General features: G+C 50.4%; 14 protein-coding genes and 2 pseudogenes. 11 read left to right on the top strand and 5 right to left on the bottom strand.

Annotation, left to right across the window (positions count from 1 at the left end; genetic code table 11):
* Positions 1 to 76: 76 nt before the first annotated feature.
* The 5 genes from manD to I6L74_RS18150 all read left to right on the top strand — a co-directional run bounded on the left by manD (position 77) and on the right by I6L74_RS18150 (position 6,789).
* Positions 77 to 1,291 carry a D-mannonate dehydratase ManD gene (gene manD, locus I6L74_RS18130; RefSeq protein ID WP_059178803.1) on the top strand — a complete coding sequence of 405 codons (1,215 nt, stop codon included), beginning with the start codon at positions 77 to 79 and terminating at the stop codon, positions 1,289 to 1,291.
* A 19-nt stretch (positions 1,292 to 1,310) separates the two neighbouring features.
* The gene (locus I6L74_RS18135; RefSeq protein WP_059178804.1) at positions 1,311 to 2,594 is read left to right on the top strand and encodes an MFS transporter; all 1,284 of its coding nucleotides are present in this window, start codon (positions 1,311 to 1,313) and stop codon (positions 2,592 to 2,594) included.
* Positions 2,595 to 2,644: 50 nt separating this feature from the next.
* The gene (locus I6L74_RS18140) at positions 2,645 to 3,664 is read left to right on the top strand and encodes a Zn-dependent oxidoreductase (protein WP_059178805.1); all 1,020 of its coding nucleotides are present in this window, start codon (positions 2,645 to 2,647) and stop codon (positions 3,662 to 3,664) included.
* A gap of 51 nt (positions 3,665 to 3,715) precedes the next feature.
* A complete protein-coding gene (locus I6L74_RS18145; RefSeq protein ID WP_059179128.1) occupies positions 3,716 to 5,101 on the top strand; it encodes an MFS transporter in 1,386 nt (461 codons plus the stop codon).
* Positions 5,102 to 5,325: 224 nt separating this feature from the next.
* A complete protein-coding gene (locus tag I6L74_RS18150) occupies positions 5,326 to 6,789 on the top strand; it encodes a mannitol dehydrogenase family protein (protein WP_059178806.1) in 1,464 nt (487 codons plus the stop codon).
* A gap of 44 nt (positions 6,790 to 6,833) precedes the next feature.
* On the opposite strand, the gene ydfZ is transcribed toward I6L74_RS18150, so the two are convergent.
* Entirely contained in the window at positions 6,834 to 7,037 is a 204-nt protein-coding gene (ydfZ, locus tag I6L74_RS18155) for a putative selenium delivery protein YdfZ (RefSeq protein ID WP_059178807.1), read from the bottom strand.
* Between the two features lie 294 nt (positions 7,038 to 7,331).
* Between ydfZ and I6L74_RS18160 the strand changes: the two genes are divergently transcribed.
* Entirely contained in the window at positions 7,332 to 7,763 is a 432-nt protein-coding gene (locus tag I6L74_RS18160) for a universal stress protein (protein ID WP_059178808.1), read from the top strand.
* A gap of 43 nt (positions 7,764 to 7,806) precedes the next feature.
* Here the strand turns inward: I6L74_RS18160 and I6L74_RS18165 are convergent, their stop codons facing one another.
* Both I6L74_RS18165 and ydfG read right to left on the bottom strand, forming a co-directional pair.
* On the bottom strand, positions 7,807 to 8,493 hold the full coding sequence (locus I6L74_RS18165; protein WP_059178809.1) for a GntR family transcriptional regulator: 687 nt from the start codon (positions 8,491 to 8,493) through the stop codon (positions 7,807 to 7,809).
* Between the two features lie 91 nt (positions 8,494 to 8,584).
* Positions 8,585 to 9,331: a bifunctional NADP-dependent 3-hydroxy acid dehydrogenase/3-hydroxypropionate dehydrogenase YdfG gene (gene ydfG, locus I6L74_RS18170; protein WP_059178810.1), complete on the bottom strand. Its 747-nt coding sequence runs from the start codon at positions 9,329 to 9,331 to the stop codon at positions 8,585 to 8,587.
* 153 nt (positions 9,332 to 9,484) lie between these two features.
* On the opposite strand from ydfG, the gene dcp reads away from it, so the two are divergent.
* The 5 genes and pseudogenes from dcp to I6L74_RS21495 all read left to right on the top strand — a co-directional run.
* Complete coding sequence (gene dcp / locus I6L74_RS18175; protein ID WP_059178811.1) at positions 9,485 to 11,524, top strand: peptidyl-dipeptidase Dcp; 2,040 nt, start codon at positions 9,485 to 9,487, stop codon at positions 11,522 to 11,524.
* Between the two features lie 147 nt (positions 11,525 to 11,671).
* Positions 11,672 to 11,940: pseudogene (locus I6L74_RS21720) on the top strand (hypothetical protein); the annotation flags it as partial.
* A 107-nt stretch (positions 11,941 to 12,047) separates the two neighbouring features.
* Positions 12,048 to 14,045, top strand: a complete 1,998-nt coding sequence (locus I6L74_RS18180; RefSeq protein WP_059178812.1) for a BCCT family transporter — start codon at positions 12,048 to 12,050, stop codon at positions 14,043 to 14,045.
* A 65-nt stretch (positions 14,046 to 14,110) separates the two neighbouring features.
* A complete protein-coding gene (locus I6L74_RS18185) occupies positions 14,111 to 15,385 on the top strand; it encodes a DUF2254 domain-containing protein (RefSeq protein WP_059178813.1) in 1,275 nt (424 codons plus the stop codon).
* Positions 15,386 to 15,710: 325 nt separating this feature from the next.
* Positions 15,711 to 15,909, top strand: a pseudogene (locus I6L74_RS21495) (hypothetical protein); the annotation flags it as partial.
* 44 nt (positions 15,910 to 15,953) lie between these two features.
* Here I6L74_RS21495 and I6L74_RS18190 read toward each other — a convergent pair.
* Both I6L74_RS18190 and catA read right to left on the bottom strand, forming a co-directional pair.
* The gene (locus I6L74_RS18190; protein ID WP_059178814.1) at positions 15,954 to 16,943 is read right to left on the bottom strand and encodes a 2-hydroxyacid dehydrogenase; all 990 of its coding nucleotides are present in this window, start codon (positions 16,941 to 16,943) and stop codon (positions 15,954 to 15,956) included.
* Positions 16,944 to 17,442: 499 nt separating this feature from the next.
* Entirely contained in the window at positions 17,443 to 18,120 is a 678-nt protein-coding gene (gene catA, locus I6L74_RS18195) for a type A chloramphenicol O-acetyltransferase (RefSeq protein ID WP_059178815.1), read from the bottom strand.
* Between the last annotated feature and the right edge of the window lie 162 nt (positions 18,121 to 18,282).

Genomic DNA, 18,282 nt, shown 5'->3' on the forward strand with positions numbered 1-18,282 from the left:
ATCATAATACTTGTATGGTAGTAGTTCAGTTGAGTAAATTTCCTTCATCACAACGAACGATGCAAGGAAACGGATTATGAAGATTGTCGGGGCTGAAGTTTTTGTCACTTGCCCAGGGCGCAATTTTGTCACCCTCAAAATCACCACTGATGATGGGCTCGTCGGTTTGGGTGATGCCACCTTAAACGGACGCGAGCTTTCCGTGGCGTCTTACCTGAAAGATCACCTTTGCCCGCAGCTGATTGGCCGCGATGCACACCGCATCGAAGATATCTGGCAGTTCTTCTATAAAGGCGCGTACTGGCGTCGCGGGCCGGTCACGATGTCTGCGATCTCTGCGGTGGATATGGCGCTGTGGGATATCAAAGCCAAAGCGGCGGGGATGCCGCTTTATCAGTTGCTGGGTGGCGCATCGCGCGAAGGGGTGATGGTGTATTGCCATACCACCGGGCATACCATTGATGATGTGCTGGAAGATTATGCGCGCCACAAAGAGATGGGCTTCAAGGCGATCCGCGTCCAGTGCGGCGTGCCGGGAATGAAAACCACCTACGGGATGTCAAAAGGAAAAGGGCTGGCGTACGAGCCTGCGACCAAAGGCGACTGGCCGGAGGAACAGCTGTGGTCCACCGAAAAATACCTCGATTTCACGCCAAAACTGTTTGACGCCGTGCGCAGCAAGTTTGGCTACGACGAGCATCTTTTGCACGACATGCATCACCGCCTGACGCCTATCGAAGCCGCACGTTTTGGCAAGAGCATCGAAGAGTTCCGCCTGTTCTGGATGGAAGACCCAACGCCCGCAGAGAACCAGGAGTGTTTCCGTTTAATTCGTCAACACACGGTCACGCCGATTGCCGTGGGTGAGGTATTCAACAGCATCTGGGATTGCAAGCAGCTGATCGAAGAGCAGCTCATCGACTATATCCGTACCACGATGACCCACGCTGGGGGGATCACCGGGATGCGCCGCATCGCCGATTTTGCTTCGCTCTACCAGGTGCGGACTGGCTCACACGGCCCGTCAGATCTGTCGCCGATTTGCCACGCTGCCGCGCTGCATTTCGACCTGTGGGTGCCAAACTTTGGTGTACAGGAATATATGGGGTATTCCGAGCAAATGCTGGAAGTTTTCCCGCACAGCTGGAGCTTCGATAACGGCTATATGCATCCGGGAGAAAAGCCGGGCCTGGGCATTGAGTTTGACGAAAAACTGGCCGCGAAATATCCGTACGACCCTGCATATTTACCGGTCGCGCGTCTCGAAGATGGCACCTTGTGGAACTGGTAAATTGAGAGCGGGAGTGCGTATGACAACTGAAACAATCAGTACAGAACGTTTAACCAAGCCTGCGCGGATTAAAAAAATCCAGACCCTCACTCTGGTGCTGTTATTCCTGGCAGGGATTGTCAATTTTTTGGACCGCTCCTCACTGAGCGTGGCCGGTGAAGCCATTCGCGGCGACATGGGGCTGTCGGCAACAGAATTTGGCTTTTTGCTTTCCGCATTTTCACTTTCGTACGGACTGGCGCAACTGCCTTCCGGCATATTGCTCGATCGCTACGGCCCACGACTGGTGTTAGGCGCAGGCGTGATCTTCTGGTCATTGATGCAGGCCCTGACGGGCATGGTGAACTCCTTTAGCCATTTTATCCTGCTGCGCATTGGCTTAGGTATTGGCGAAGCGCCCTTTATGCCTGCCGGTGTGAAATCTATCACCGACTGGTATGTGCAAAAAGAGCGGGGGACAGCGCTGGGGATTTTTAACTCCTCGACTGTCCTGGGTCAGGCAATTGCGCCACCGATCCTGGTAACAATGCAAATCCTGTGGGGCTGGCGGGCCATGTTCGTGATTATCGGCTGCCTGGGTGTGATGGTCGGCGTTTGCTGGTATGCCTGGTATCGCAACCGCGCGCAGTTCGCTTTCCAGCCGGAAGAACGCGAATATCTTTCCGCGCCGGTAAAACCGCGCCCAACGTTACGCTTTAGCGAGTGGAGTGCGTTGTTCAAACGCCGCACCACCTGGGGAATGATTTTAGGGTTCTCTGGCGTGAACTACACCGGCTGGTTGTATATCGCCTGGCTACCCGGCTATTTGCAGGCACAGCAGGGCTTTAGCCTTGCGAAGACCGGCTGGGTCTCGGCGATCCCGTTCCTGGCCGCCGCCATCGGGATGTGGGTTAACGGGCTGTTGGTCGATGCGCTCGCCAAAAAAGGCTATGACCTCGCCAAAACGCGCAAAACGGCGATTGTAGTGGGGTTGATCCTGTCTGCGTTAGGCACTTTGCTGGTCGTGCAATCGTCGTCCCCGGCGGAAGCGGTCATCTTCATTTCCTTAGCGCTATTTTGCGTCCACTTCGCCGGAACCTCAGCGTGGGGCCTGGTGCAGGTGATGGTCTCTGAAAGTAAAGTCGCCTCCGTTGCCGCCATTCAGAACTTCGGCAGCTTTGTTTTTGCCTCGTTCGCCCCAGTCGTGACCGGCTGGATCGTAGATAAAACGCACTCCTTTAATCTCGCCCTGGTTGTCGCGGCCTGCGTCACCTTTGTTGGAGCAATGTGTTATCTCTTTATTGTCAAACACAGAATTGATTAATTTCTTTATAACAATGAGTTATGTAAGAAAGAGATCGGTCAGGAGCAACCATGAAAAGCATCGTCATTCAAAAACCGAATGAGCTGGTGATTGAGGAACGTCCGTTACCGGCTCCTGCAGCAGGCGACGTGCGCGTCAAAATCAAACTCGCCGGTATCTGCGGCTCCGATAGCCATATTTATCGCGGCCATAATCCATTTGCAAAATATCCACGCGTGATCGGCCATGAGTTTTTCGGCGTGATCGACGCGGTGGGCGAAGGTGTCGATGCGTCGCGCCTCGGTCAGCGTGTATCCGTTGATCCGGTTATTAGCTGCGGGCATTGCTATCCGTGTTCAGTCGGCAAGCCAAACGTCTGCACTTCGCTGGTGGTATTGGGGGTGCATCGCGATGGAGGATTCAGCGAGTACGCTGTCGTGCCTGCGAAAAATGCGTGGCACATTCCCGATGCGATTGAAGATAAACACGCGGTGATGGTCGAGCCTTTTACTATCGCGGCCAATGTCACCGGGCATGCACAGCCCACTGAGCACGATGTGGCTCTGATTTACGGCGCAGGCCCGATGGGGCTGGTCACCGTACAGGCGTTGAAAGGCGTCTATCGCGTGAAGCTGGTGATTGTCGTTGATCGTATTGAAGAACGTCTGACGATGGCGCAGCGCAGCGGGGCTGACTGGGTCATTAATAATGCTGAGCAGTCGCTTCTGGCGGTGCTCGACGAGAAAGGCATTAAACCGACCTTAATCATCGATGCCGCGTGCCATCCTTCGATTCTGCAGGAGGCGATTACCCTGGCTTCACCGGCTGCGCGAATTGTTCTGATGGGCTTCTCCAGCGAACCGAGCCAAATTGTGCAGGAAGGCATCACCGGCAAAGAGCTGTCGATCTTTTCTACACGCCTGAACGCCAACAAATTCCCGGTCGTTATCGACTGGCTGGAAAAAGGACTGATCGATCCAGAAAAACTGGTTACCCATACCTTTGACTATCACCACGTAACAGACGCAATCGAACTGTTTGAGAAAGACCAGCGGCAGTGCTGCAAAGTCTTGCTCACGTTCGGTCAATAACAACAAACGCGGATAAGTGGTACGCATCTTACCTTTTTAGAGATAGCCATGATGATTCAAACACAACTTCAACCTCAAAGAACGACATCCGATCTGGTGAAAGCAGCCGTGTCCGGCTGGCTCGGAACTGCACTGGAGTTTATGGATTTCCAGCTCTATTCACTGGGAGCCGCACTGGTCTTCCATGAAATCTTTTTCCCTGAACAATCCGCCGCCATGGCGTTAATTCTGGCGATGGGCACCTACGGCGCGGGCTATATTGCGCGTATCGTTGGCGCGTTCATTTTCGGCAAAATGGGCGACAGCATTGGCCGTAAAAGGGTGCTGTTTATCACGATCACGATGATGGGGATCTGCACCACGCTTATCGGCGTGTTACCGACCTACGCGCAAATTGGCATTTTTGCGCCGATCCTGCTGGTGACGTTACGCATCATTCAGGGGCTTGGGGCAGGCGCAGAAATCTCTGGTGCAGGCACTATGCTGGCTGAATATGCTCCGAAAGGGAAACGAGGCATTATCTCGTCGCTGGTGGCAATGGGGACCAACTGCGGCACCTTGAGCGCGACGGCAATCTGGGCGGTAATGTTCTTCGCGTTAGATCGTGAAGAGCTGGTCGCATGGGGATGGCGTATTCCGTTCCTCGCAAGCGTGGTGGTGATGATCTTCGCTATCTGGCTGCGAATGAATTTGAAAGAGAGTCCGGTGTTTGAGAAAGTGAACGACGCGCAAACGGGACCGGCCGTAACAGCTGAAGATATCTCACTCGGGGCGATGTTCAAAAGTAAATCATTCTGGCTTGCCACCGGCTTGCGTTTTGGTCAGGCGGGCAACTCCGGTCTGATCCAGACCTTCCTGGCGGGCTATCTGGTTCAAACGCTGCTGTTTAATAAAAGCATCCCAACCGATGCATTAATGATCAGCTCCATTCTTGGGTTTATCTCCATTCCGCTGCTGGGCTGGCTATCCGATAAGGTAGGTCGCCGGTTGCCTTATATTCTCCTCAACATCTCAGCCATTATTCTGGCGTACCCGATGTTGTCGATTATTGTGGACAAGAGTTACAGCCCGAGCGTGATTATGATGTCCATTATCGTGATTCATAACTTCGCGGTACTGGGGTTGTTCGCCCTCGAAAATATCACCATGGCCGAAATGTTTGGCTCACGTAATCGCTTCACTCGGATGGCGATTTCAAAAGAAGCGGGCGGATTGGTCGCTGTAGGTTTCGGTCCAGTGCTGGCGGGCATCTTCTGTAACATGACGGGTTCATGGTGGCCTATCGTGGCGATGATGATTGCCTATTCAGTTGTAGGGTTGATTTCCGCCATTCTGATGCCCGAAGTACGTGATCGTGATTTGAGTCTGGCCGAGGATGCTGCTGAATTACCACGCAATACGTCGGTAGGGTATGGAGCGGTGTCATCTCGTCGTTAAGGTTGGTTTATAACTTGAGTGACTTGTCACACAACATGGCATTGATGTCACACCACCTGATCAAAAGTTAATATAAATCAATAACTGAAATAGAAGTATCAGTATGGTTAATGGCAGTTCTTTTTTTACCTCAACTGCCATTCTAGTTGGTGTAGTCAGCAGGCGCTGTCGTTCCTCCGGAGCGACAGCGAATCTCAGCTTCATTTATTAAACGAGTCACAATCATGGAAAACCCGTTATTAAAGGCCAACGCCACGCTCCCACAGTACAATCGCGACAGTCTGAACGCACGGATTGTACACCTTGGGTTCGGCGCATTTCATCGCGCGCACCAGGCGGTTTTTGCCGATATTCTGGCAGCAGATCATGGCAGTGACTGGGGTTACTGCGAAGTCAACCTGATTGGCGGAGAGCAGCAGATTGCCGATCTCACTGCTCAGGATAATCTTTATACCGTGGCGGAAATGTCTGCTGATGCCTGGACCGCACGCGTGGTGGGTGTCGTGAAAAAGGCGCTTCATGCTCAGGTTGACGGCCTGGAAACCGTGCTAGACGCGATGTGTGAGCCGCAGGTGGCCATTGTTTCTCTCACCATTACGGAGAAAGGCTATTGTCATGCGCCTGCGACCGGGCAATTGATGCTCGATCACCCGTTAATCGCCGCAGACCTGCAAAACCCGCATCAGCCAAAATCAGCGCCGGGCGTGGTAGTTGAGGCACTGGCGCGTCGTAAAGCGCTGGGGTTACCGGCTTTCAGCGTGATGTCCTGCGATAACATGCCGGAAAACGGCCATGTGATGCGCAATGTGACCTGCGCGTATGCGCGCGCGGTGGATGCCGACCTGGCAGACTGGATTGACGCTAACGTGACGTTCCCGTCCACGATGGTTGACCGCATTGTTCCCGCGGTCACGGCTGAAACGCTCGTGAAAATTGAGCACATCACAGGCGTGCGTGACCCTGCCGGTGTGGCCTGCGAGCCGTTTCGCCAGTGGGTGGTTGAAGACAATTTCGTTGCCGGTCGTCCGCAATGGGAAAAAGCCGGCGCTGAACTGGTGGCTGATGTGGTGCCGTTCGAAGAGATGAAGCTGCGTATGCTGAATGGCAGCCACTCTTTCCTGGCCTATTTGGGTTATCTGGCGGGATACCAGCACATTAATGACTGCATGGAAGACGAAAATTATCGTCACGCCGCACACGCGCTGATGTTAAACGAGCAGGCTCCGACGCTGAAAGTGAAAGGTGTCGATTTAGGGCGTTATGCCGATCTGCTGATTGCGCGCTACAGTAACCCGGCGCTGCGCCACCGTACCTGGCAAATCGCGATGGATGGCAGCCAAAAACTCCCGCAGCGTATGCTGGACTCTGTGCGCTGGCATCTTGTGAATCAGCGTAGCTTCCCGCTGTTGGCGTTGGGGATTGCGGGCTGGATGCGTTATGTGGGCGGTATTGATGAGCGTGGAAATGCAATTGAAGTCTGCGATCCTTTACTGTCCGTGATTCAGAGCGCGGTTAACGGGAGTGCCGAAGGGGAAAACCGCGTACAGGCTTTGCTCGGCATTGAGGCGATTTTTGGTAACGAGTTACCGCTGGAGAAAACGTTTGTGGACGCGGTGATGAAAGCGTATCTGACGTTAGTGGAGAAGGGCGCTCAAGCGACTGTCGCGCAGTACGCTGCGGCAATGTAAGGCTCTATTATGCCGCCGTTCGCGGCGGCATATCGTTGCAAAGATCAGTGCATCCCCAGGCGAATCAATTCGACCGGTTCAAATTTACCTTCACATCCTTCTACTTCCACCGTTTTGCCGCGGCGTACTTGTGCTGGGGTAAGTCCATCCGTATGGATCGCGGTAATTTTCCCCGTGCGGCCCGTGCCATTAATCATCACGCGACTGCCCGTCGTAATAGCATTACGGTTACGGTCATAGGTCATCATAATTATCACTCCTCAAATTCAACACATCGCGACGCTGTCATTTCCGCACCGCTGACGGCGAATATAAATACGCCTGTTCAGATCTTATTTTTTTGTTTTTGATCAAAATCATATTTATTTTAGTTAATTTTTATCTTACATCCTTCTGACGAATAACGACGTGCACTGACAAACCCGACGTTTATTTTCGTTTGACGATAGTTTCAGGAAGGGACTGTTTAGCCTTTGTTTGACTTCCGCATGTCACTCTAACTTTAGTGAACAGAATTTATTTATATGAGAAGGAGAAGGCTTATGTACAAGAAAATACTGATGCCTGTTGATGTATTTGAAATGGATTTAAGTGATAAGGCGGTACGCCATGCAGAATTCCTGGCAAGAACCGATAATGCAACCATCACGCTGCTGAACATCCTGCCGAACAGCAGCCGCTCGTTACTGCGAGGATTCAACTCTGACATCAAAAAATTCGAGACATTTATGGTGTCTGAATCAGAGAAAAAGATGAATGCATTAAAACGTTTATTTGCTGTCGCGCCTGAGAATATTTATACCGAAGTGCGTTTTGGCAACGTGCGGGACGAAATTATCGCGATGAGTACAAAGGAGGAGTACGACGTTATTGTGATTGGGTCTAAAACGCCAGGGCTGTCAACGCATCTGCTGGGGTCGAATGCGGAATCGGTGATCCGCTATGCTAAAATTCCGGTATTAGTGGTGCGTTAAACAAGATGCCGCATCCGTCACTATTTGGCGAATGCGGTATAAATTAATCTTCGGTGAACCAGTCGCTATTTTCCATGCGAATTAACTGTACGGACTCTCCGATTTCCTGCAAATGCAGCGTCATCGCTTTTTCAACGCTATCGCCATCGCGCTTTTCCAGTGCAGTGAAAATATCGTGATGCTGACGCAACAGCATTTCCGGCGGTGAAACATGATCCAGGCTCATGTAACGCACGCGGTCAATGGTCGCTTTGATATTTTCGATGGTGTCCCACGCCAGCTGGCAATCCGCGATCTGCGCTAACTTCTGATGAAATTCATCGTCTAGCTGGAAGAAGTCGTTGAGCTGTTTACGCTCAATGGCAATACGCTGCTGATGAAGATTTTGCTCCAGCAAATAGCATTGATGATCGTCCACCAGCGAGGCTGCACGACGCGCCACCGCGCACTCAATCGCTTGTCGAACGAAACAGCCGTTACGCACCTGCGAGAGCGAAATTTTATTCACATAGCTGCCACGCTGCGGGCGGATTTGGATCAGACCGTTTTCAGCGAGTTTAATAAACGCTTCACGCACCGGCTGGCGAGACACGTCAAAACGCACCGACACCTCTTTTTCAGAAAGTGGCGTACCTGGTGGGATCAGGCACTGGACGATGTCGCGACGTAAAATGCGATAAATTTGCTGATTAACAGGTTGGGTGGGATTCAGTTGTGATTCAGCGGCCATGGCGTGTGATTTCTCAGAGAGTTAACCCGTGAATACTACCATTCTTTTGACGGGCATCCCATACCCGACCCGAGGGCCGGGCAGGAATTTATCAACCGCGATGCACGTTTAGACCCGCAAAGCTCTGACTGACAGGCATCATTTCGACCGTATTGATATTGACGTGTTTTGGCAGTGTAGCTACCCACCAGACCGTTTCGGTGACGTCTTCGGCGCTCAGCGCTTCGGTGTTCTCATAGGTTTTGCCTGCTTTCGCATCATCACCTTTGAAACGCACGTTAGAGAACTCGGTACCGCCCACCAGGCCCGGCTCAATGTCCGTGACGCGAATAGCGGTGCCATGCAAATCGGTACGCAGATTCAGGCTGAACTGACGAACGAACGCTTTCGTCGCGCCATAGACGTTACCGCCCGCGTAAGGCCAGCTACCCGCGGTGGAGCCGATATTGATAATGTGACCACGGTTGCGCTCGACCATTCCCGGCAGAACGGCACGTGTCATATACACCAGCCCTTTGTTGTTGGTGTCGATCATATTTTCCCAGTCTTCAACGCTGGCTTTGTGCGCGGGCTCCATGCCTAGCGCCAGACCGGCGTTATTGACCAGCACGTCGATAGCACGCCATTCGGCAGGCAGATTCGCCATCATTTCTTCGATTGCAGCGCGATTACGCACGTCGAGCTGAGCAGTCAAAATACTGTCGCCCAACTCGTCTTTCAGCTCCTGTAAACGCTCCTGACGACGGCCGGTTGCAATCACTTTGTGTCCATTGGCGACGAAACGACGCGTGATGCTTTCACCAAAACCTGCCGTTGCCCCGGTAACTAAAATAATCATCTCACTGTTCCTCAACGCTTTTTGTGTTGTATTACCATAGCACGCCCGTTGGCACGGCGTTAAGGCAACTTTTGTTACCCGACGTGTGCCAGGGATTGCAGCCCGCAGCGGCCTGTCTTACTCTGGGAAAATGATACTGCGCAGGAGTTAAAAATGTCCGTTGCCAATCCGTTTTTTGAAGTCAGCTTGTTACCGTACCAGGCGCCTCGCTTTGATATTATTGAGGACAGCCACTATCGCCCGGCGTTTGATGAAGCGACGCGGCAGAAGCGGGCTGATATCGCCGCCATCATTGCAGAGTCTGCTGCGCCTGATTTCGCTAATACCGTGCTGGCGCTGGAGAAAAGCGGCGTCATGCTTTCCCGCGTCAGCAGCGTATTTTTCGCGATGACGTCAGCCCATACCAACGATTATCTTCAGGAACTGGACGAGGCGTTTTCGACTGAACTGGCGGAATTATCCAATGATATTTGGTTGAATGACGCGTTGTTTTCCCGCGTCGAGGCCGTCTGGCAAGAGCGGGAATCGCTGGACGGCGAATCGCGTCGCCTTGTCGAGCAGACCTATCAGCATTTTGTCCTGGCGGGCGCAAAGCTCAGTGAAGCGCAAAAATCAGAGCTCAAAGCGCTCAATACCGAGTCGGCGTCGTTGACCAGCCAGTTTAATCAACGTCTACTGGCTGCTGATAAAGCCGGAGGGCTGGTGGTGGATGATGTTCATCAGCTCGATGGATTATCGCCCGATGAAATCGCGTCTGCCGCACAGGCCGCCGCCGAAAAAGGGCTGGCCGATCGCTGGCTGATTCCCCTGCTGAATACCACTCAACAGCCCGCGCTGTCAGCACTGCGCGATCGACAAACGCGCGAAAATCTGTTTAAGGCCGGTTGGTTGCGCACCCAAAAAGGCGATGAAAACGATACGCAGCACATCGTTCGTCGGCTGGTGGCGTTACGCGCGCGCCAGGCGCAACTGCTGGGCTTTGACAATTACGCCAGCTGGAGCACCGCCGATCAAATGGCGAAAACCCCCGAGGCGGCGCTGGCATTTATGCGCGGTATCGTTCCGGCAGCACGCGCTCGCGCCGAGCGGGAGCAGGCGGATATCCAAAACGTTATCAATGACGAACAGGGCGGATTCAGCGTGCAGGCCTGGGACTGGGCCTATTACGCCGAACGCGTTCGTCTGGAAAAATACGCGCTGGATGAATCCCAAATCAAACCTTATTTAGCGCTTAACAGAGCGCTGGAAGAGGGGGTGTTTTGGGCTGCCAGTCAGCTTTTTGGCATCCGTTTTGTCGAGCGCTTTGATATTCCCGTATATCATCCGGACGTTCGCGTATGGGAAATAGTCGATCATAACGGTGAAGGTATGGCGCTGTTTTACGGCGATTTCTTCGCGCGTGATTCCAAAGGCGGCGGCGCCTGGATGGGCAATTTCGTTGAGCAATCGCACGAATTTGCCGCCCGTCCTGTGATTTATAACGTCTGTAACTATCAAAAACCGGCTAACGGCCAGGTGGCGCTGCTTTCCTGGGACGATGTGATCACGCTGTTCCATGAATTTGGCCACACGCTGCACGGTCTGTTTGCCAACCAGCGTTTCGCTACGTTATCGGGGACCAATACGCCGCGTGATTTCGTGGAGTTCCCGTCACAAATCAATGAACATTGGGCCAGCCATCCGCAGGTCTTCGCCCGATTTGCCCGGCACTATCAGACGGGGGAGCCGATGCCGGATGATCTGCGCGAGAAAATGCTTAACGCGACGCAGTTCAACAAAGGCTACGATATGACTGAACTGCTCAGCGCGGCGCTGCTGGATATGAGCTGGCATGCGATCGATGCGCAGGAAAACATCGAAAGTCTCGACACCTTCGAATCTGCCGCGTTGAAAAAAGAGGGGCTGGATCTGTCGGCCGTGCCACCGCGTTATCGCAGCAGTTATTTTGCCCATATTTTCGGCGGCGGCTACGCGGCAGGATATTACGCCTATCTGTGGACGCAAATGCTGGCCGACGACGGCTATCAGTGGTTTGAAGAGCACGGCGGATTGACGCGTGAGAACGGGCAGAAATTCCGGGAAGCGATTTTGTCGCGTGGGAACAGCAGTGATTTAGCTGAACTTTATCATGAGTGGCGTGGACACGATCCAAAACTTGAACCGATGCTGATCAATCGCGGGTTGAACGGTTAAGCGTTTTTTATGCTGGATAAAGAACCGGGCGAGATGCCCGGTTTTTGTCCATTTTTTTCTTCCCCAAAATCCTCCAAAATTCCCCCCCAAATGGATCCTTCACTTCTTCTAAATTTCTGTGGGGATTTTCTCCTTTGAGGCGTACCTGGGGAGCTGGCAGGGCAGTTGACTGGCAAAGATATCTACCTGGACGGAACTGCACCTGAGAACGCAGGATGTTGTTCTCAGAACTTATGCGGCGTAACGAGGGAAAATTTCGCTCTGATACTCAGGCGCAAAAATACATTCAGGGCACTTCCGGCACTGAAAGCGAAACCCGCGTTTGAACCGAGGTAGCAACCGTTACAGCCTGGAGGCGTACGTTTAGCACTGTACGTTTCGAGTTAACATTATGTTATAGATTCAGAGTTTCTGATCTTGCTAAGCAATAGTAAATCGAACAGAAATGCAAGGTTAGGCCCATTTTGCTACCCTGTAGGAGGTTACACCTCCCAAAAGGGTCGATAAATGGAATGTAAAAAATATGAGTGAAACTGAAACTATCCCAAAGCAGCCAAAAAGCCAGATTAACAAAGCAGTCTTCTTCACCTCTGCTTTGTTAATATTCCTTCTTGTCGCATTTGCCGCGATTTTCCCGGACGTTGCCGATAAAAATTTCAAACTTTTACAGCAAAATATCTTTGCCAATGCCAGCTGGTTTTACATCCTGGCCGTTGCGCTAATTTTACTGAGTGTGACGTTTTTGGGGTTGTCACGATATGGTGACATTAAGCTAGGACCCGACCATGCCCAGCCTGACTTTAGCTACCATTCCTGGTTTGCCATGTTATTTTCTGCAGGCATGGGGATAGGCTTAATGTTCTTTGGCGTGGCAGAGCCTGTGATGCACTATTTGTCACCCCCCGTAGGCACTCCCGAAACCGTTGCCGCAGCCAAGGAAGCGATGCGGTTGACGTTCTTCCACTGGGGACTTCACGCCTGGGCTATTTATGCCATTGTTGCGCTGATTCTGGCCTTTTTCAGCTATCGTCACGGTCTCCCATTGACGCTTCGTTCGGCGCTTTATCCCATCATTGGGGAGAAAATATACGGTCCGATAGGCCATGCCGTGGATATTTTTGCCGTGATCGGTACGGTTTTTGGCGTCGCAACATCGTTGGGTTACGGTGTATTGCAGGTTAACGCTGGGCTTAACCATCTGTTTGGTGTGCCTATCAATGAAACCGTGCAGGTCATACTGATCGTCGTTATTACCGGGCTGGCGACCATTTCAGTGGTGTCAGGCCTTGATAAAGGCATACGTATTCTCTCTGAACTCAATCTTGGACTGGCGGTTATTCTCCTGGCTCTGGTTATGTTGTTGGGCCCCACGGTGTTGCTTCTTAAATCCTTTGTGGAAAATACCGGTGGATATCTTTCTGAACTCGTGAGTAAAACGTTCAATCTCTACGCTTATGAGCCTAAATCAAGCAACTGGCTTGGTGGCTGGACATTATTGTACTGGGGATGGTGGTTATCATGGTCACCGTTTGTCGGCATGTTTATCGCCCGTGTTTCGCGCGGAAGAACAATTCGTGAATTTGTGACGGGGGTATTATTTGTTCCAGCAGGCTTCACGCTGCTGTGGATGACCGTTTTTGGTAATAGTGCCATTTATCTCATTATGAACCAGGGCGCAACTGACCTCGCAAATACCGTACAACAGGATGTGGCGCTGGCCCTGTTTAATTTCCTTGAGCACTTTCCGTTCTCTTCAATTCTGTCGTTTATTGCAATGGCGATGGTTATTGTCTTCTTTGTGACCTCCGCTGACTCCGGAGCAATGGTTGTTGACACCTTAGCCTCTGGTGGTGTGGCGAACACGCCTGTCTGGCAGCGTATATTCTGGGCATCATTGATGGGCATTGTCGCCATAGCCTTACTTCTGGCGGGAGGGCTGAGCGCGCTACAAACTGTCACTATCGCCAGTGCACTACCGTTCTCAGCGATCCTGCTTATCTCTATATACGGACTTCTGAAGGCGCTTCGTCGCGATTTAACCAAGCGCGAAAGTCTGAGCATGGCCACGATTGCTCCCACAGCGGCGCGCAATCCCATTCCATGGCAGCGTCGGCTGCGTAATATCGCATACCTGCCAAAACGCTCGCTCGTAAAACGTTTCATGGATGATGTCATTAAACCGGCTATGTCCCTGGTTCAGGAAGAACTGAATAAGCAGGGCACGTTAAGCCACATTGGTGATGGAACAGATGATCGAATTCGTTTTGAGGTGGATTTAGGTAACGAGCTCAACTTCATCTATGAAGTGAGGCTCCGTGGCTATAACTCTCCCACGTTCGCCCTGGCGGCTATGGACGCTGATGAGCACCAGGCTGAGCAACACCGTTACTACCGAGCTGAAGTGTATCTCAAAGAGGGTGGACAAGATTATGATGTGATGGGCTGGAATCAGGAGCAGCTAATCAACGATATACTTGATCAGTATGAGAAACATCTTCACTTCCTGCATCTGGTTCGCTAGTCCAGCGATGTGCCGCCCTTGTGGCGGCATTTTTTGTAATTAATGAATAGGATAAGGAGTTAATTATGAATTCGCGCTGGAAGTGGATGCTGGCTCAGGTATTTAAAAAACTCTGGTTCAGGGCGACGTTATTCGCCATCGCAGCGGTCTTTACGGCTCTGTTGTCCATCCTGTTCAAGTCGATGATCCCTGAGACGTTATCAGGGATAGTGGGGGCAGAAGCTGTAGACAACATACTTAATATTCTGGCTTCAAGTATGCTTGCCGTAACCACCTTTTCACTGAGTATTATGGTAGCGGCGTATGGATCAGCGACGACAAATGTTACTCCACGGGCAACCAGACTGGTTGTAGAGGACGTCACAACCCAAAACGTGCTGGCGACTTTTATTGGATCGTTCCTTTTTAGCCTGGTAGGGATCGTTGCTTTAAATATGGGAGCCTATGGGGAAAGGGGCAGGGTAATTTTATTTATAGTGACTTTAGTTGTCATTGCCCTGATTATTTTCACTCTACTTCGCTGGATACAGCATTTAACGTCACTTGGTAGAGTAGGGGAAACGACGGCGAAAGTTGAACGCGCAGCGATTGAAACTATTATTGAGCGCGCTAAAAATCCTTACCTTGGATGTTTTCCCTGGCTTGATAATTCAGAACAGCCAAAGGGAACGACGGCCCTGTATCCGGACAGTATTGGGTATGTTGAATATATTGATGTAAGCAAATTGAACAATCTACTTTTTGATAGCGGTGAGCATGTTTATCTTGTCGCCAGGCCTGGGAGTTTCATGCACCCTAGTCAGCCTGTGATGTATATTACGAACAATGAATTGACCTCTCTTCATGCAAGTTTAATTGAGACGATCCACGTTTCGGATGTGCGTTCTTTTACCCAGGACCCGCGATTCTGTCTCTGTGTCATGGCAGAAATCGCCTGTCGCGCCCTTTCGCCAGCGGTCAACGATCCCGGAACAGCTATTGATGTGATTGGTCGCGGGGTAAGAGTGTTATCTGTATACGCTCAGAACAAGGTAGATACGACAGATGTGAAATATCCTTACGTCCATATTGCACCACTTTTTGTTTGTGACATGCTAGAGGACTTTTTTTCGCCTATAGCGCGTGACGGTGCCGCTATGCGAGAAATACCAATTAGACTGATTAAGGGACTTTCAATGTTGAGTCATGGCTGGCCTGAGGAATTTGCCACTGCTGCTCGAGTTCTGGCTTGTGAGGTAAGAGAGTATATAGAAAAGGAAAACTATACGGCTTCAGATAAGGAACGCGTGCTGGCGGTATATTTTAATTTATTCCCTGAGATTTATAATAAAGTTAACTGAATTGCAGGAAAACCTGCTCACTGTTTAAATATGAAAAACATCCGACTCTTTAATCCGTTAAAAGGGGGATATTAATGAGCACAATTAATGTCATCATTTTAAACGTCCTCGAAGAAGTAAGCGACCGTGTGCTATTTACTTTTGTTGGCTAACACAGAATAGTCGGGAAATCAGATTATCCAACCATGAATTGTAATAGGGTTAACGTATTTTACTGTTTGACCGCAGGCTTGGCGCGAGCTTTTATCGCTGGATGTTTATCCCGCCACCCCGTCCCATAATCGCGGAACATAGGATCAATGCGTAGAGGTTCGTTGCGTTCGCTCTTTGGACGCAAATGCTGGCCGATGGCGGCTATCGGTGTGGTTTAAGCAGAACAGGGGATAAAGGCATGAAAATAGACAGAAATTCCGGCGATTTTATCACGCGGAAACAGTACTGATTTAGCTGAACTCTATCGCCAATGGCGCGGACACGATCCTATGAGTGAACTGTTGCTAAAAAATCGTGGACTGAGCGCGTAGCAAAAGCAAAAAAAAACCGGGTGTTAGCCCGGTTTTTAGTTAAATTATGCCAGCTCGTTCGGGCTGGTTTCGCCTTTTTCTAACTGCTGCAGGTTACCTAGCGTGGTTTCCGAAATGCTGATCAGCGCTTCGGCGGTTAAAAATGCCTGATGCCCGGTAAACAGCACGTTATGGCAGGCGGACAGACGGCGGAAAACGTCGTCCTGAATCACGTCGTTAGACTTGTCTTCAAAGAACAAATCGCGTTCGTTCTCATAAACGTCCATCCCCAGCGCGCCGATTTTTTGTGTTTTCAGCGCTTCGATGGCCGCCTGAGAATCAATCAGGGCACCACGGCTGGTGTTGATGATCATCACACCGTCTTTCATCTGTTCGAACGCGCTTTCGTTCAGCAGATGATAGTTTTCCGGCGTCAGCGGACAGTGCAGAGAAATCACGTCCGACTCGGAGAACAGCGTTTGCAGATCGACGTACTCTACGCCCATCTCTAACGCAGCGGCGCTTGGGTACGGATCAAACGCCAGCAGGCGCATGCCGAAACCTTTAAGAATGCGCAGGGCGGCGATCCCAATTTTCCCCGTACCAATTACCCCGGCGGTTTTACCGTACATCGTGAAGCCGGTCAGGCCTTCGAGAGAGAAGTTCGCATCGCGGGTACGCTGATAAGCGCGGTGAATACGACGGTTAAGCGACATCATCATCCCGATGGCATGTTCAGCTACCGCTTCTGGCGAATACGCCGGAACGCGTACCACCTTCAGACCCAGCTCTTTGGCGGCGTCCAAATCGACGTTATTGAAACCCGCACAGCGCAGAGCGATGTATTTCACGCCATGTTTTTTCAACTCTTCCAGAACCGGACGGCTACCGTCATCGTTCACAAAAATACAGACGGCTTCGCAGCCATGCGCAGTTTTGGCGGTCTTTTCGTTCAGCAGAAAGTCGAAAAATTCAAGTTCAAACCCGTAAGACTCGTTAACATGTTGCAGATACTTTTTATCGTACTGTTTCGTGCTATATACCGCGAGTTTCATAAGACTTTCTCCAGTGATTTTATCTTCACGTTAGCATGATTAAAATGTACTTACAATTTCTTAAATAGTATTAATTTCAATAAGTTCAATAGAAAATATCCCTTTTACTCACTGAGGTTATGGACCTGTTTGAGCCTCCGATTCAGAGAGGGAGCAGTAAACTTCTGAGAGCAAAACAGTTGGCCAACTTACAGTATGGTAATAGCCCAGTAATTGGAGATGATATTGATGTTAAAAAGGGGACCTGGGATGGTTAAATTCGCCCCTGATTCGTACAGAATGACCGCAGTGAAGAACTAAAATAAATCGCCATTGAAATCGCCAGGACATCTTATTTCTATAAGATATTGAAAATAGGGAAAGTTGGGATGCGAATCACCGCGAAGCGCTTTAACCTGTCTATTGCATCCCACGGTTGAACTCACCGCGCTTAGCAGACATGACTGAGATCCTGGCTGCCAACGTCATATAAAAGGCGATCGCCAGGGCCTCTGGCTTATCAACCGTTGATTTCCTCTGAATGGTGCAGCGAGCCATTACACATTTCCTGTAACTCATTGATCAGTCTTGCCACATGGAAACCATCGCACACGGAATGATGTACCAGAACAGCGAGAGGCAACAGTATTTTTCCATCTTGTGGGAAGTATTTCCCAAGAGTGAACATAGGAGAAAAAAAGTTCTTCATATTAGCAATATTAGTGTTAAAACTGGTAAAACTTACCCAAGGAATAGCCGATACAAAAAAGATATTTTCTCGAGACTCCTCCTTTGGCCAATAAGAAAGGTTATTACTGTAGCGTGCTACGTCTTCTGAATAAGCGTCCTGGAAGTGATCAATATTGCCATCATAGTGACTCCATAATGATGAAAAGGTCTCCGTTTCATTATGGAAAATTGTATAATTTGGATGAACTTCATCCCATATGACAAGCTCATTATTCTTTATAGCCATACGGAACTCCGCATGGCGGTTTACTACTTTGGCAAGGAGGAAAATAATAGTTGGGTAAAATTTCCAGCCAGCTTCCTTAATATTTTCTAGCAGCACGGTAATATCGAGCTGGACAGTTTGATTAAATGTACATTCAGCAAATGACTGAAATACCTCAAAATGCTCCTTCCTTGCCCAACGAGATAAGTCAACAGACGTATATTTTGGCGTTGTTGTATTCATTTTTTAGCCTTTGATTCGCAATCATATAAAGATGTTAGCTTAAATTTTTTCATGAATGAAGCATACAGTGACCAAACGTTTTTGGTGTAGCAGATTGTTCAATCTACGGGTTTTCCTGTTGAGAAAAAGTCATAGCCTATCCGTGCTCTACGCATAGCAGAA

Origin of the sequence: Lelliottia amnigena (assembly GCF_019047465.1) — a bacterium.
Classification (GTDB): Bacteria; Pseudomonadota; Gammaproteobacteria; order Enterobacterales; family Enterobacteriaceae; genus Enterobacter; species Enterobacter amnigenus.

Bases quoted from the DNA above. Each gene is read 5' to 3' on its own strand.
- I6L74_RS18165 (WP_059178809.1), bottom strand. From the start codon at position 8,493: ATGGCCGCTGAATCACAACTGAATCCCACCCAACCTGTTAATCAGCAA.
- manD (WP_059178803.1), top strand. From the start codon at position 77: ATGAAGATTGTCGGGGCTGAAGTTTTTGTCACTTGCCCAGGGCGCAAT.
- ydfG (WP_059178810.1), bottom strand. From the start codon at position 9,331: ATGATTATTTTAGTTACCGGGGCAACGGCAGGTTTTGGTGAAAGCATC.
- I6L74_RS18145 (WP_059179128.1), top strand. From the start codon at position 3,716: ATGATTCAAACACAACTTCAACCTCAAAGAACGACATCCGATCTGGTG.
- I6L74_RS18160 (WP_059178808.1), top strand. From the start codon at position 7,332: ATGTACAAGAAAATACTGATGCCTGTTGATGTATTTGAAATGGATTTA.
- I6L74_RS18135 (WP_059178804.1), top strand. From the start codon at position 1,311: ATGACAACTGAAACAATCAGTACAGAACGTTTAACCAAGCCTGCGCGG.
- ydfZ (WP_059178807.1), bottom strand. From the start codon at position 7,037: ATGATGACCTATGACCGTAACCGTAATGCTATTACGACGGGCAGTCGC.
- I6L74_RS18190 (WP_059178814.1), bottom strand. From the start codon at position 16,943: ATGAAACTCGCGGTATATAGCACGAAACAGTACGATAAAAAGTATCTG.
- dcp (WP_059178811.1), top strand. From the start codon at position 9,485: ATGTCCGTTGCCAATCCGTTTTTTGAAGTCAGCTTGTTACCGTACCAG.
- I6L74_RS18150 (WP_059178806.1), top strand. From the start codon at position 5,326: ATGGAAAACCCGTTATTAAAGGCCAACGCCACGCTCCCACAGTACAAT.
- I6L74_RS18180 (WP_059178812.1), top strand. From the start codon at position 12,048: ATGAGTGAAACTGAAACTATCCCAAAGCAGCCAAAAAGCCAGATTAAC.
- I6L74_RS18185 (WP_059178813.1), top strand. From the start codon at position 14,111: ATGAATTCGCGCTGGAAGTGGATGCTGGCTCAGGTATTTAAAAAACTC.
- I6L74_RS18140 (WP_059178805.1), top strand. From the start codon at position 2,645: ATGAAAAGCATCGTCATTCAAAAACCGAATGAGCTGGTGATTGAGGAA.
- catA (WP_059178815.1), bottom strand. From the start codon at position 18,120: ATGAATACAACAACGCCAAAATATACGTCTGTTGACTTATCTCGTTGG.